This is a genomic window from Sabulibacter ruber (assembly GCF_017355955.1).
Classification (GTDB): domain Bacteria; phylum Bacteroidota; class Bacteroidia; order Cytophagales; family Hymenobacteraceae; genus Nibribacter; species Nibribacter ruber_A.
On record NZ_JAFFID010000004.1, the window covers coordinates 85,273 to 100,550 of the forward strand.

Sequence of the window (15,278 nt, forward strand, 5' to 3'; positions counted from 1 at the left end):
CCGGAAAATTTGGTTACCTTTGTGGCTGATTCTCTGAGTCAATAAACAACAGACTACTTATGTACCTGAACAATATTATGGAGGCCATTGGCAACACGCCACTGGTGAAACTGAACAGTGTCACAGATGGAGTGAAAGCCACGGTGCTGGCCAAGGTGGAGTACTTCAACCCAGGCAACTCTGTGAAAGACCGCATGGCCCTGCGCATGATTGAAGACGCCGAAAAAGCGGGTATTCTGAAGCCAGGTGGTACCATCATTGAAGGAACCTCGGGCAATACCGGCATGGGATTGGCCCTTACCGCCATTGCCAAAGGCTACAAGTGCATCTTCACCATGTCTGACAAACAGAGCCAGGAGAAGATCAATATCCTGAAAGCCGTGGGTGCCGAAGTAATTGTTTGCCCTACAGATGTTGCCCCGGAACACCCAGATTCATATTACTCGGTAGCCAAGCGGCTGAACCAGGAGATTCCTAACTCGTTTTACCCAAACCAGTACGATAACCTCTCCAACACCGCGGCGCACTATGACACCACCGGCCCGGAGATCTGGAAACAGACCGAAGGCAAAATCACTTGCTTTGCCTCTGGGGTAGGAACGGGCGGTACCATCTGCGGTATCTCTAAATACCTGAAAGAGCAGCAGCCAAACCTCAAAGTGGTGGGGATTGATACTTATGGGTCTGTGTTCAAGAAATACAAGGAGACTGGTGTCTTTGACGAGAACGAGATCTACCCGTACAAAACCGAGGGGATTGGCGAAGACATCCTTCCCAAAAACGTGAACTTCGACCTCATTGACACCTTCATCAAAGTAACCGATAAAGACGGTGCCATCATGACGCGCCGTTTGGCCAAGGAAGAAGGCTTGTTTGTGGGCTGGTCCTGCGGTTCAGCGGTATACGGGGCGCTGGAGTACGCCAAAGAACACCTCACCGAGGAAGACACGCTGGTGGTAGTGCTGCCAGACCATGGTACCCGTTACCTTGCCAAAATCTATAACGATGATTGGATGCGGGAGCAAGGCTACTTGTAACAAATCACATTTCCTGTTTCCGGACTGATTTCTGGAAACTGAGCCCAAAACGGTCGCCTGGCTATTTAACAAGGCGGCCGTTTTAGGTTAGATAAAGCCGGATGGCGAAACCCCGCGTGGTAACTTTGTGCTGCGGGTAGCCGTTCAAACCAAATTAAAATCCCTCAAATTAGAAATCGGTGTTTCTCTTTCAGTTGTCCTCACATACAAACACAGCGGGTGGTCCGGCCGGAGGGGCGGGGCCTGATGGGTTGATTTTAGTGGGCGAGTTGCTGGTAGTGACGGCGTATCTGATTGTTGCCGGCGTTCTTTTCTACCTGGCTCTCAAGCGTGACGACAAGGAGCGCAGACGCGTTATGCTGCTCTTTGGGTTTATTGGCCTGATGGGGGGCGCGGTGCACCTGCTGAACATCTGGGGAGGCCCTGCCGCCGGCGATGCACAGCTCATCTTAAGGCTAATATTTGGCGTATTGGCCCTTATTGCCGCCATCAGGCTGTTTAAGGCCATTCCTGGTTTGCTGGCCATCCCTAGTCTCAACCAACTGACCAGAGCTAACTCCAAACTGCAGGAGCAGGTGGAAGAGCGTAAGAAAGCCGAAGCCGCTCTGCGCGAAACACAGCAAGAACTGGAGCAACGGGTTCGGGAGCGGAGCGCCCAGGCCATCACGGCTAACCGTGAATTGGAGCGGGAGATAGAAAACCGGAAAAAGACCGAGCGGCGCCTGATCTCCACCAACTATGAGCTGATCAAGAAGAACGCTGACCTTGATGATTTTGTCTACTATGCCTCCCGTGACCTTAAGGGCCCTGTGCTGAACGTGGCTGGTCTGGTAGAAGCCATCAGGGAAGAACTACCCACTGATAACCCTGAACTGGGTCAACTCTTTGCCCACCTGGACGACTCTGTGGCGCGCATAAACCGGAAGCTGAACAACCTGGCCGAGGTGAGCCGCATTCAGAAACCTATCTCTGAAGAGCAACTGGGAATGGTTTCCTTAACCGAGGTGTTAGACCAGGTGAAAGAGAGCTTGCGGGAACCTCTGCAGGATTCGGGCGCTCTGCTTCGGGCAGATTTCACGGCAATGCCGGAGATTTACTTTTCCAGAGACAACCTCATCAGCCTGCTGAACAACCTTATTTCTAATTCAATCAAATACCGTGAACCCCAGCGGCCGTTGCACATTTTTCTTTCCTCTGAACTGCAGGACCGGTACGCGGTGCTGAAAGTGCAGGACAACGGCATAGGCATGGACCTGAACCGGTACGGGCAGCAACTGTTCTCCCTGTTCCGTCGGTTCCATGACCACGTAGAAGGCAGCGGTATAGGACTATATATCATTAAACGCATCATGGACAACAACAACGGCAAAATAGAGGTGCAGAGCGTCTTGGGCGAGGGAACCACTTTTCTGCTGTATTTTGTACACCATGAACAACACACCGGAGCACGGGTATGAAAAAATTGAAGGGCATTCTGCTCATAGACGACGACGACACCAATAATTTCCTGAACCATCGCCTGCTCACCAGAATGCAGGTGGCAGAGAAGATCAGGGAGTTCCGTAACGGAAAACAGGCTTTTGACTATCTCTACAACATCAGCCAGGGCCATTACGATACCGCCTCTTCTGAATACTTTAAACCTGCCCTTATCCTGCTGGATATCAACATGCCGGTAATGGATGGGTTTGAATTTCTTTCCCTGTTTGAGAAATTGGACGAGAGCTTCCGGAAAGATGTAGTGCTGGCCCTGCTCACTACCTCTGAGCACAGCCAGGACACCGAGCGCGCTGCCGCCAGCAGCATCGCCTACCTGACCAAGCCCCTTACCACAGAAAAGGTGCAAGGTTTACTGGAGGAGCATTTCCCTGAGTTCAGGTCGTAAGCTTGTTGGGGCTAATGTAGCCAACCTCAAACTTCATTAATGCGATTTTAGCCTCTTTCTAAGAATGAAGCCCTAAAACCGGAGTTGCTTTGCAGGCTTGGTGTATTTTAGCTGCTCTTTTCAGACGGGTATTGTCTGGTAGGAGTGGGGATTGCAAGGCCAACCGTTTATCTTTGTCTGTTGAAGATTAAATAGAAGTAAACTGCTTCTTCTGTTTGAGCAGCATTATTTTCCTTGCAGCAAAGACTTATCCTGTAGATTATAAAAGCCGCTTAGACATTGTTTAAGCGGCTTTCTTTTGTCCTAGCCGTATCAAACAAGATTCACCCCAAGATTTAATTTAAAAATGACCCTCCTCGCAGATTTAAAAAAAGAAGAGAAAATCTTATTCGGCTTATTGGTTGCCTTTTTTATTACCCTCTATTTCGCCCATTTGAGTAGTATTAACTCTATCCTTACGGGAATGATCGTTGTCTACAGCTTTTTTATAGGGTCTTTGCAAGACAAATGGGAAACCCTAAAGCAACGAAAATACATACAGGGAATGCTCCTTTTCTTCCTAGTATTAGTGATCAGTACGCTCATCTCAGACGATGTGGCGAGAGGATTTCATCATTTAAAGATAAGGCTACCTCTTTTAGTCTTTCCAGCTAGTATAGGCTTGCTTAGTTTAAGAGATGAGTTCAAGGGCAAGGTTTTGGTAACATTTGCGACACTTACTACCATTATTTGCTTCTTGTGTTTAGTCTATGCCATTGATGCTTCTGATTTCTTCAAACGTCCCGAGTTCCTCTACAATGATTCTCTCTCATATTTCATAAGGCAACAATCTATATATGTTGCATTGGCAGTAAATCTCTCCATTTACATCTTTGCCAACATTATCTTTTTTAAGAGAAGCAGTCATAAGTTTAGTATGTTGATTGCGGTACTGTTCTTGTATGGAATTAGTTATCTGCTTGCCAGCCGCATTATGTTTGCTCTGCTAATCTTTGCCACCCTTGCTTTCAGTTTTTACTATGTCATTCATAAACGGAAGTATTTGGAAGGGATAACACTCTTACTGGGGCTAGGTATAGGAATTATGGTTGTAAATAAAACAATGCCCAAAACTTTTAATAGGTACAAAGAACTTGGATATACAAGTTTTGACTACAAGAGTATGGGAAAGGAAAGCCACTACAATATGGAGATTACCCCTGATCAGTGGAATGGTGCAAACTTTAGGCTTGCTGCTTGGTCTTGTGGATGGGAGCTAGTAAAGGTTAACTTCCTGAAGGGAGTGGATCTAGGCGATAAAGAAAAAGCACTGACTGAAAAGTATCAGGAGAAGAATTTTCAATTCGCTATAAAGACAGAAAAAAATGTTCATAGTAATTACCTGGACATTCTCTACAGTGTAGGTATAATTGGGTTCTTCGCCTATCTGTTTAGCTGGCTGATTTTGCCTTTTATCTCTGCTTTAAAGTCTGGTAATGTGTTAGGAATGGTATTCATTCTAACATTTGCCATTGCCTGGACTACTGAAGTGTATTTTGGTAGAACCTTTGGCGTAATGCTAGTTGGTTTCTTTCTGCCATTTATGCTTATAGATGAAAACAAAAAAAGTCCTCTGTAACTAGAGGACTTTTTTTAAGGTATGGGAAGATGTCTATTGGTTGTCTTCCATGTACATTTCTATAGCTTTCCCTGTATCCCCAATATACTTGAGTTCTCCATTCTTCAAGAAAGCCGCTCTGTTGCAGTATTGTCGTATGACATCCATGCTATGGCTAACCAAAATTACAGTTTTCCCTTGAATCCAAGAGCTTTCAAATACTTTAACTGCTTTTTCCTGAAATTTAGCATCTCCAACGGCAAATACTTCATCCAAAAACATGATATCTGCTCCAGCTTTTACAGCAATGGAGAACCCCAAGCGGGCTACCATCCCTGAAGAGAAGAACTTGATTTTAGTGTCTACAAATTGTTCAAGCTCAGCAAAAGAGATAATATCATCGAAGATAGCATCAATTTCTTTAATCTTTAAGCCTAATACAGAACCAGAGACATAGACGTTTTCACGAGCAGTTAATTCATGACTCATACCTACCCCTAAGTTCATGAGCATAGTGGAACCTTGAATATTTACATACCCGCTGTCTGTTGGGTACACGCCAGCTAAAAGCTTGACCAATGTTGACTTTCCACAGCCATTACGCCCCAATAGGCCTATGCACTCGCCTTTCTTAATTTCTAGAGACATGCTCTTTACCGCAGGCACATACTTGGTTCTAGGCGGGTTGAAGAGATTGAACAATCTATGCTTAACGGTATTATGACTGTCTTCTGAGATATGAAATGTCTTACTAATATTTCTTGCTTTAATAGCGAAAGTCTCTTCCATGATATTATAATTTCTCGGCTGCTTTAGCACCAAGCTTGTTTAATAAAATAAAACCAACAAAAAGTAGAAAAATAGCATATCCAAAATCAAATACCAGAAGTTCAAGATCAGGTAGGTTATTTTCCATCATCACTCTGCGTGCATTAATGATTATACCCGCTATTGGATTAGCATACTCAAAGGAAGGAAGGGCTTGTTTGAATAGAGATAGCTTATAGAATATAGGTGACAAGAAAAACAAACCAGAAGTAAACACCTGCCAGATTTGGGTAATGTCCTTTGCTACAACATAAATACAAGATAGTATTAATGACATAGCCAAGGATAATATAAACAGGTTTAAAAAGAGTGGGACTATCCAAAAGTTTAGCAAGCTAAGCCCCATCATATCTGATTCTATAAAATTCAAAAAAATAATAAACATGATCAGGTTAAAGAAAAAGCCTATGGTATTACTCATGAGAGTAGATAGGTAAATCTCTAATTTGTTCATGTTGCTATACTCATACAGATACTTTTTGGTCTGTAAGATTTGTATAGTACCGGAAGTGCTTTCAATAAAAAAGTTCCAGAGTATAAGGCCAATAAATAAGAATGAGGCAAAGGCTGGGATATCAGATTTCAAGATAACCTTAAACACCATATAGTAGATAGCTACATCCATCAGCGGTTTTAGAAGCGCCCAAAGCAAACCTAAGTTATTCTCGTAATAACGTAGTTTGAACTCAATTTTGGCCATAAGCCATAATCTCTCAAGCTTGTTAGTGCCAGAGAAAAAGTTTTTAATAGTGTGGCTGGTAAGCATAAATAGTTAATTGATTTTTTTGTAAATGGAGTATGCAAACTTTCTAAGTAGACGGTTATGCTTTACTCGCTCTTTAAGCTTTTCCTTTAAAGGGGTAAGTTTCCCGTCAGGGACTCTAAATGTAGGATTGTCAAAGGCGAGGGAGCTGCCATTATTTGTTAAAAGGTGTGCTACTTCTACCCCATACTTCCGGTACAGAGATGCATGCTTGTCTGTTATATACTTGTGGAGATACAATCTCTTTACTTGAGTAAATGACCTTGCCATAGATCCCTTTCTTACTCTATAATGAAACAGCAACTCTGGTAATACTACACCTCTAAACCCTTTACCTATGAGGTTAATTACGCTCTCCCAGTCTTCCATGCCATACACCAGTGCGCTGTCGTTCATGCCTCCATTTTGGAATGCCTCTTTTTTATATACCAAGGCACTGCTATTTACCATATTATGTAATAGTAAGTAAGGAGGCTCTGGGTTGAAGGTTGGCCAACAACTAGTACTACCTTCAAAGTATTGGACCCAGCACCCCACAAAGTGAACATTCTCATATGATCCTAATACCCGAATTGCTTTACTATAGTAGGTGGCATCTACGACATCGTCAGCATCTAGGAAAGCCAAGTACCTGCCTTTAGCCATGGAAGCACCGTAATTACGGGCACTAGGTAACCCATTATTAGCGGTTGTAAAAACCTGAATAGGATATTTAGCTGTAAGTTCCTGTAATTTTTTCAAACTATCAGATTCAGTACTCCCATCATTAATAATGATAATTTCCTTATTGGGATAGTTGGAATTTAATACCGACTGTACGCACTCTTCAATGTAATTTCCCATGTTGTAGAAAGGGATTACTATTGAAAGTAGATTATCGGTGCTTTGTAAAGTGATTATGCTTGCCACCTCGTGGTTAGAAGCCTCTATGAAAGGGAATATTTTATGTTGAGCTTTATTGCCTAAATAATCATTAATTAGCTCTATCTTTTGTGAATAAATAACGTCTGGATGGAAGCGATGTAAGATTGATTTACGTGCATGTTGACCTATCATCTTAATGCTTTCATTAGGTAGATTTAGTATATGAAGCAGTTTCTCCTGGAAATCACCTGATGTATAGTGATCAAAAAGAAATCCGTTAATTCCATTTTCAATCACTTCACTTTGCCCTCCTTGCCTTGATGCTAGCACAACTTTTCCCCATGACATTGCTTCCAAAACAGTATATGGAAGATTGTCGAATAAACTAGGTACCAAGACAACTTGAGCATTCATTACATTTTGGCGTGCTACTTCTGGCTCCATCTCCTCAAGCAACACTAGCAAACCTTTATTTATATATTCCTGGTACTGCTTTCTAATTAGATCACCCATGGTGCGACCTTCAGGATGGAAGATCTGTTGAGTGCCGCCAATTATTTGTAGTTGAAGTAAATGCCCATCATCCCAAATGCTTTTAAAGTACTTTAAAAGCTCAAAGGAACCTTTCAGAGGCGCCATCTTCCCAAAGCAAACTATTTTTTTAGGTTCGAAACTTGGTATTTCATCAGATGTATAAGCATTGATTCCAATAGGGTTAGATATATAGGCCTCCTCGATCGTATTCCAATTCATCCGCTTTTTTGCTTCTGAAACAAAGTATTTACTCGGAGATATTAATATGTCTGCAGATTTGATAGTGGCCTTCTCCATTTGACCAGTCCAATACTCTGGGAATTGATAAATAGGTACCTGGTTGTACTCAAGGCAAAGAAAGGAAGGAGCGTGGCAAGTAATTACAATATTAAGTTTTTCAAATAAAGGATATTTAAGCAGTTTAAATTGCTGTAGATAATACGCAATGCCCGAATATTCCTGAGACTCAAGGATATCAGGGGAGCCTTCTCTTTCGATGTATTGGCGTACTACCTCTGCAAACTCATAACTCAATGCTGCGTTATAACCAAGGAAGTTAATGGTTTTAGTCATCCAGAATGGAAATCGGATAACTCTTACTCCGTTGATGGCCTCTTCATTGATACTGGATATGTGAAAGTCCTGAACAAATACTGTTACCTGATGCCCGTAACTATGCAACATTTCAGACGTGTATTTGCAGTAAGTGCTAATTCCACCTCCGTAAAACGGAGGATACTCAGTTGTAAGAAGCCAATAAATCACTTGGTTTATTTTTGTAATAGAGTTAAACAATCTGTGTTCTCTTCTGCCCAATCAAAGACAACAGACTCAATTATTTTGAACCCATTGCGTTTCGCAATATGAATAAATAGCTTCTGGCTCATGAAGTTTCTCCACGCTGGATTTTGCTCAACCGAGCCACCTGGATTTTTGTCATAATTAGAATGATGGAATAACGCCATACCACCTGGAGTTAGGACTCTGTAGCTATCTTTTATGTATGATATAACTGAGTCATATTCGAAGTGGACCATAGAATCATATGAAAAAATAGATGTAAGAGTATCTTTTTTTATTTGATGAGGTATGCCATTCCCGGTAGAACTAAGAATGGTAGTGAAGTTGCCTTTGTTAAGCAATCTATTTTCAGCAATTTTAAGTGCAGCTTTAGATGTGTCTAACAACCATAAATGCTCGCAGTTATTAATTACCTTCTCTGCATGCCTACCTGCTCCACAGCCAATTTCTAGAATATACTTATGATCCATCAATTGAAAAAGCTCAAAAAACTTACTTCCATCAGACCAAAACCCTTCAAGCCAAGTTGGGTTCTCTGCTTTTTCAAAATAGCCAAAGTCATTACCTCCTTCCTTCCAAAGACTTATTATTCTTTCTGTTTCTTCATTGTCTGTCTCATAATTTGAAGGGGCTAAAATACCTTTTAATCTCATCTTGCTGTAAATTTATTCTTTATCTGTTCTAAACTAATACTGCCTAAAAGCATATATTTAATATATATACAACTTTACTTTGTTTACTTCTTTAAAATAGAGTTGATACTTCTTCTTCCCTGAAGAACTTTAATAACATGCCCAAATCTTTTATACCATAGAGGAAGTACTTCGTACTCTTTGTGGTACCATTTTCTTATTGCTTCAGCTTTATCCTCATTGTTTAAATTTTCAATTTTCCATTCTTTTCTATTTGACTTGGTTTTTGTTTTGTCCTTTTGTTCGTTATTCAGAGTGCTCGCTGTGCTTTCTTCAAGTAAGTTGCTTAGTTCTTGTATCTTGTTCCAGAGTTTAGGGACGTCTGTATATGGCTCCCAAGTTGGATTGTCATATAAGTAAGAGGGTCCATTTGCATTTAAAAAGTTGCAAATTTCTTCGCCATATTGGTTGAATAATGATTTATGCTTCTTAGATATTAGTCTAAAAAGATACAGTTGATTTATTTGGTTGAATGCCCTAGACATAGAATCTTCCCTGATCCTGTAAATAAATAACAGTTCTGGAATTGAGACCCCTCTAAAACCTGCCTCTAACATGCTTAGCATTGAGTCATAATCTTCCATTCCATAAACCATTGCACTATCATTCAGACCAGAGGTTAAGAAATGATTTCTCTTGTAAACTAATGCAGATGTGTTAAGAGTATTATGCATTAGAATATAAGGCGGTTCAGGTGTAAAAGTAACCCAAACGGCTTCGCTTCCTTCAAAGTATTGTGTCCATGCACCTACAAAACTTACATTGTCGTAATTTTTCAGAACATGGATTGCCTTTACATAATATTCTGGGTGTACTAAATCATCTGCATCTAAAAAAGCCATGAACTCTCCTCGTGCAAAAAAAGCGCCAGCATTTCTTGCTTCAGCAAGCCCCTTATTAGGTTGTGATATCAATTTGAAGTCAAACTTCTTTTGTAAATCGGCTAGCACCTCTATACTTTCTAGTTCATCTGACCCATCGTTTACAACAATGATTTCACAATTACTATAAGTTATCTTATTTAAACTATTTAGGGTGTCTGGTAAGTATTTTCCTGAATTGTAGTACGGTATAACTATGGATAATAAGTCTTTTTCGTAGGGTTTGTCAATAAGGGTTGTAGTTGTGCTTATCTCTCTTATGAATGGGTAAGTCTTGTGATCTCCTGCAGTGTATGATTTAAGGATCTTAGTTTTATGTTGATAAATTTTGTTAGGGTTTAAGCTTTCTTCTACAAATTTAAGGGCGGCATGAGTGATCTTGCTTGAAGTTTGGTCATCTAATGAAATAGCCTCAAATAACGAGCTTTTGAAAGAGTCGAAGTTGTATTGTTCATATACAAATCCAGATATTTTGTTTGAAACTAGTTCAGAATGGCCGCCTGAGTTTGAAATTAGTACAACTTTCCCTAAAGCCATGGCTTCTGCAGTAGCATAAGAGAAAGTTTCAAACAAACTTGAAACAATTACGATATCTGACTCTTTGATTTTTTGTTTAACTTCTAAAGGTGGTAACTTTCCTTCAAAATTTAATTTTCCAGAATCGACGTGTCTCTTATACTTCTTTGAAAGATAATCCTTCATAGAGGAATTTCTAGGTGAGTAGAAATGATCATCTCCAATCATGGATAAAGGATAGTCAAAGCCCTGATCCCATAAATTTGAAAAGAAACTAATTAGTTGAATTATTCCCTTTGTATAGGTTAATTTTCCTAAATAGACAAGTTTCTTTTTTGAATTATTTGTAGCGACTATATTGCTATTTTCTAAGTAAAATGGATGCAATACCACATGTGAATTCGCATCTTTTCTGTTTAGTGTTGGTAAGATTAAGTTTTTAGTGTACTCTGTAGGGAATATTAAAATGTCTGCTGCAGTCATGCTCCATTTCTCCATTTCACCAGACCAAAAGTCTGGTAATTTGAATGTTGGAGCTTGATCGTAATCAAGTACTACATATGATGGGGCATGAGCAACTATGATAATAGGAATGTTTTGGAAGTAACTATTCCTATTTAACTTTTTATCGTTTAATATGTAGTAAGCTATGCCTTTATAATCTTGTGCCTCAATAAAATCAGGTCTACCTGAGCGTTCTATTTCTTCATTGACAACTTCCAAGAACTCATAACTTAAGGCTGCACCGTAACCTAAGTAGTTGTTGTAAGGTTTGTTGCCTGGATTAAAACGTATTAATGTTGTAGCCCCGTTCTTTGAGCGTTCAATTTTCGACTCCAGAGAATGATCTGAAACTATAACAGTAACGTTATCGCCATTATTCTCCAACATCTTAACTGTATGATGGCAATATGTGCTTATTCCTCCACCATGGAATGGAGGATATTCCATGGTTAATATCCAGTAGTTCATTTTATGGGAATGCTGTGGGTTAGAAGCTATTTGAATGTTTAATGTTAACTATATATACTATATGGATGCCTGTATTACAGCTTCTTCAAATAGCAAAAAGAGTAGGTGAAATTTATTTGGTAGTTTACTAATTAGTTGCAGTACTGTTAAAGTAGCTTAATATGTGCTTAATTACTAGTGACAAGTGTCTATTTTATGTGTTTGAGTTAAATTTACCATATTTGGCTTCATAGTTTTTGATCTCTATTTTGTGACTCTCCAGTTCTGTTGTCAGCGATTGGACTAGTAGAGTTAATTCATGATTTAAGTCTCTTTGTCTTTGCGAAAAATCTTTTTCGTAATTAAGCCCATTTTTGAGTTGGTTGATGTATTTCTCTTGTTCAATTGTCCATGCTTGTAATTCATCAATCATTGTTAACATCATTTTTCTTGTGAACCATGATCTACCCCACATATGCACAGCATAGGTTACAGGTGAAATATACTTACTATAATCAGCCGTTTTTTTAGCTTGATTCCAAGGAATCGGGTAAAAAGCTTCTTTTTCAAATAGTATAATACCATCTGCTAATTGCTGATGACCATACTGGGATAAACCATACTCCTCAATTAGAATCTCCGTGGTTAATTTGGGCGAAGACTCGTTTGCATTCTCTAGTCCATCAAAATTAGAAAGTATTTTGTTTAAACATTTTTCAGTGAATGGATGGCTTGGAACTGCACCAATCACAGCATTATTAATACTGAAAGTTCTATCTTCGTTGCTTTCCTCTTCAAAGCCGAGGAAGCATTCGTGTTCTTGTAGGCTATGTAATGGCTTTACTAGTTTTATATCTGTATCTAGGTATATTCCTCCAAATTCATATAGAACTTTCAGCCTTGCGTAATTACTTGCATTGGCCCATTTCTTATTTCTTAATGTATTTGTAAAATAAGTTGTGTTGTCTGAAAATGTTTTATTATCCCATCTCATGATTTTCCAATCTGGATGTAATGTTTTCCATTCCTCAATATAACTGAAATAAGGATCTGGAACCTCTAAGTCTCCAAACCAACAATAATGTATTATTTTTGGTAGCATTAGAATATCTTTCTAAAAATTTTTTCCTTTAGAGTTCCGAGTAAACTTCTGCTTTCGTATGTCCTCTTATACCATTCTATATCCTGTTGTTTTCTAACTATTTCATTTATTAGTTTTTTATTAAGTTGTTTATTGCCTTCATTGTTTCTTTCTACTTCTATTATCTTCTGGTTAAGATTTTCGATATGTTTTATCCTATCCTCTAGTTTAGATTTTAGGTCAGTTATTTCCTTCTCTTTTGTTTCTATAAGTTGCTGTTTGCTGTATAATTCTTTAAGCAGTTGTTCTTGGATATTAGTAAGTGTCTTGCTTATATTTTCTATTGGGTCTTGCTTAGGAATAAATTCTTGAAGTGGTATACTATTTTCCATATAATTTTATTGTTAGAAAGTAATGGAGCCTTCAGTCAACATAAGCTATTCTACTATTATATCTGCTGACAGTGTAATCTTGATAAATATTTTTATAGTTTTTGAAATTATTATCTACATTAAACTCGCTTCTACATATCTCTTGCGAATATTCCCCCATAACTGATAACATTTCACGATTATTGAAGTAATGCATGATTTTCGCAATAGCTTCAATTTCATTTTTGTATAGATCCCCATTGAGATTACTCTGAATGACCCCTTTGTTGCCTACGCAATCGCTTAGTAGTACGGGCTTCTTGAGGGCTAATGCTTCTAGTACACTAAAAGAAAGGCCTTCAAATACAGAGGTGGAGATAAATAGGTCTGAATCGAAAACAAGCTCTTTAACTTGGGAGGAATCCAGCCAACCCGTGATTTTTATGTTTTTGGAGGTTAAGTCTGCTCTGGAGCTTCCATCACCTGCCCAGATGAATTCTATTTGGTCAAAGTCCTCGAAAAAGGTGGCGATGCTGTTGAATTGCTTAGGGTTCTTTTGTTCCTCAATTCTACCGGTAGTAACAATTCTGAATTTTCCTTCCGCTTTCTTTGGTAGAATTGAGGAAATGGTGTCTTCTAGATGAACACCATTATTAATGTAGGTAGACTCTATTCCTAATTTCTGATATTCTTCCGATTCTGATTCGGAACAGCAAACCACCTGGCCTCCCAATCCGGCACCGAGTTTCTCTATTTGCTTGTATATGAAATTCAGCAAAGGATTTGTGCCTGACAGGAAGGGAGCCCCGTTAGGGGTATACACTACATTCTTAATGCCTGCCAGTCTGCACGCTAGTCTTCCTAAAAGGCCACTTTTTGAGGAGTGCAGGTGAACGGCGTCTACCAGGCCTCTTTTTTTTAACCTTCTAAGAGTATAGTGAAGCTCTTGAAGGGCTAGGAAGTCTTTGAAGGGATGTATAGCCCGTTGAGCGGATTTCCAGCGTAAAAAACGGACATTCTCTTTGGGGAAGGTTCTCTTTACTTCCCGGGCAGACATTACTTGTTTTCTCTCGCCGTGAATAACTATGTGCAGGTCTTCGGGGAGGGTTTCAGTAAGGGACTTTACAAAGACAGCAATCCCTGAGGCAAAGGGCTCTACTACGTGAACTATTTTCATTTCGGGGGAGGTACTTCTTTATCCTTTCTGCTGTCTAACCACCTTAACTGAGTAGAAATCAGTATTTACACCCAAAGTTAGGCAACTTGTAGCAGTTTCAGGTTTAGTTTTTAAAAAAAATTAAGAAAATATAAGTTGAAAATCTGTATGGTTTTATGCGAAAATTTATAAGAAACGCGTGTTTTATTCGTTCTATATCGTTTGTGTGTAGGCCTACTTTTCAAATAGTCCAACTTCTGGTGGGCGCTCCTGAGTTAAACTGATTAAAGCTAGGTATGCTGTGGGAGTAACCTTAACTGCTTCAAAGCTAATTGGCATTCTTTATTTTTAAGATTGTAGAATAAGGGGTAAGCATCAGCAGTTTTAGCTTCAGTTTTCCCAACAACTTCCAAAGACTATTCCTGCCATATTCCTGAACCACCATGTACCTCCCTTTCAGTTGATCCATGCGATTTTTAATGGATATGCCTTTAGGGTTTATTTCGCAGGTTACCAGAAATTGATTCAGAATAGCGGTTCTTGTTTTCTGCATCATTCTGAAAAAGAGGGCATAATCTTCCACATGCTCAAAAGAGGTGGGGTAACTGCCTATCTCCTCCACCAGCTCTTTCTTGAAGACGACTGTGGGGTGAATGAAGGCATTTCTGAGGTGCATTTCTTTGATCAGGTCTTCGTGTTGGGTGGGAGTGGTATACTCGTATCTCAGTTCAGCGTCAGGTGATTGAAAAATGCACCAGCTTCCAAGTAGTCCTACTTTTGGGTGTTGCTGCAGGTAATAGATTTGTTGGTAAAACCGGTCTTCATGACATATATCTCCGCAGTCTAACCTAGCAATATAGGTTACCGCTAGGTGGGCCTCAATCCATTGTAAGCCAGTGTTCAGGGCGGTAGTTATTCCTTGGTTTATATCCAGTGTGATTACTTTCATGGCATAGGCTTTGGGCAAATATCCCAATAGTTCATCTTCTGAAACCGGAGTCTGACTGCCATCGTCCACTATGACCAAGTACAACTTATTTGCGCGATAATTGATGCTCTGTAGAGACTTCCGTAATCCTGCCAGATTGTTGTAGCAGGGGATAAGGACACATACATCGTATAAGTTGGGGGTAAAAGTACTTTCCAAATAATAAAACGTAAAAAGCCGCTACTAACCAGTCTTGGCAAGTGGTTGTTAAGTTGTCTCTTATTAGTAAGACAATTCAAAATAAAATTACCCTATTGGTAAGAAAAATTTTTTACTAAGATACAGCAGAGAGTAGATAATCTTAAAAAGTGGGCAGTGATAGTACTTTAAAGA

12 protein-coding genes and 1 pseudogene are annotated in these 15,278 nt (G+C 39.7%); 4 read left to right on the forward strand and 9 right to left on the reverse strand.

The features are described from left to right. Nucleotides 1–59 precede the first annotated feature (59 nt). The 4 genes and pseudogenes from JT719_RS18495 to JT719_RS18510 all read left to right on the forward strand — a co-directional run. A pseudogene (locus JT719_RS18495) lies at nucleotides 60–1,034 on the forward strand (PLP-dependent cysteine synthase family protein); the annotation flags it as partial. A 197-nt stretch (nucleotides 1,035–1,231) separates the two neighbouring features. Beyond that, on the forward strand, nucleotides 1,232–2,494 hold the full coding sequence (locus tag JT719_RS18500) for a sensor histidine kinase (protein ID WP_207435229.1): 1,263 nt from the start codon (nucleotides 1,232–1,234) through the stop codon (nucleotides 2,492–2,494). Further along, nucleotides 2,491–2,922 carry a response regulator gene (locus JT719_RS18505; RefSeq protein WP_207435230.1) on the forward strand — a complete coding sequence of 144 codons (432 nt, stop codon included), beginning with the start codon at nucleotides 2,491–2,493 and terminating at the stop codon, nucleotides 2,920–2,922. The genes JT719_RS18500 and JT719_RS18505 overlap by 4 nt, the downstream gene beginning before the upstream one ends. Before the next feature lie 346 nt (nucleotides 2,923–3,268). Beyond that, nucleotides 3,269–4,540 carry an O-antigen ligase family protein gene (locus JT719_RS18510; RefSeq protein WP_207435231.1) on the forward strand — a complete coding sequence of 424 codons (1,272 nt, stop codon included), beginning with the start codon at nucleotides 3,269–3,271 and terminating at the stop codon, nucleotides 4,538–4,540. A 33-nt stretch (nucleotides 4,541–4,573) separates the two neighbouring features. Here the strand turns inward: JT719_RS18510 and JT719_RS18515 are convergent, their stop codons facing one another. From JT719_RS18515 to JT719_RS18555, 9 genes are all read right to left on the reverse strand, one after another. Beyond that, nucleotides 4,574–5,308 (reverse strand): ABC transporter ATP-binding protein, encoded by a 735-nt coding sequence (locus JT719_RS18515; protein WP_207435232.1) that lies wholly within the window; start codon nucleotides 5,306–5,308, stop codon nucleotides 4,574–4,576. 4 nt (nucleotides 5,309–5,312) lie between these two features. Continuing rightward, the gene (locus JT719_RS18520; protein ID WP_207435233.1) at nucleotides 5,313–6,113 is read right to left on the reverse strand and encodes an ABC transporter permease; all 801 of its coding nucleotides are present in this window, start codon (nucleotides 6,111–6,113) and stop codon (nucleotides 5,313–5,315) included. Nucleotides 6,114–6,119: 6 nt separating this feature from the next. Next, complete coding sequence (locus JT719_RS18525) at nucleotides 6,120–8,273, reverse strand: glycosyltransferase (RefSeq protein WP_341350786.1); 2,154 nt, start codon at nucleotides 8,271–8,273, stop codon at nucleotides 6,120–6,122. Nucleotides 8,274–8,278: 5 nt separating this feature from the next. Further along, nucleotides 8,279–8,962: a class I SAM-dependent methyltransferase gene (locus JT719_RS18530; protein ID WP_207435235.1), complete on the reverse strand. Its 684-nt coding sequence runs from the start codon at nucleotides 8,960–8,962 to the stop codon at nucleotides 8,279–8,281. 83 nt (nucleotides 8,963–9,045) lie between these two features. Beyond that, nucleotides 9,046–11,349, reverse strand: a complete 2,304-nt coding sequence (locus tag JT719_RS18535) for a glycosyltransferase (protein ID WP_207435236.1) — start codon at nucleotides 11,347–11,349, stop codon at nucleotides 9,046–9,048. Nucleotides 11,350–11,563: 214 nt separating this feature from the next. Then, nucleotides 11,564–12,451 (reverse strand): glycosyltransferase, encoded by an 888-nt coding sequence (locus JT719_RS18540; protein ID WP_207435237.1) that lies wholly within the window; start codon nucleotides 12,449–12,451, stop codon nucleotides 11,564–11,566. After that, the gene (locus tag JT719_RS18545; protein ID WP_207435238.1) at nucleotides 12,451–12,822 is read right to left on the reverse strand and encodes a hypothetical protein; all 372 of its coding nucleotides are present in this window, start codon (nucleotides 12,820–12,822) and stop codon (nucleotides 12,451–12,453) included. The genes JT719_RS18540 and JT719_RS18545 overlap by 1 nt, the downstream gene beginning before the upstream one ends. A gap of 31 nt (nucleotides 12,823–12,853) precedes the next feature. Continuing rightward, nucleotides 12,854–13,978, reverse strand: coding sequence for a glycosyltransferase (locus JT719_RS18550; protein WP_207435239.1), 1,125 nt, complete (start codon nucleotides 13,976–13,978; stop codon nucleotides 12,854–12,856). A gap of 307 nt (nucleotides 13,979–14,285) precedes the next feature. Continuing rightward, the gene (locus tag JT719_RS18555; RefSeq protein ID WP_207435240.1) at nucleotides 14,286–15,104 is read right to left on the reverse strand and encodes a glycosyltransferase; all 819 of its coding nucleotides are present in this window, start codon (nucleotides 15,102–15,104) and stop codon (nucleotides 14,286–14,288) included. Nucleotides 15,105–15,278 lie beyond the last annotated feature (174 nt).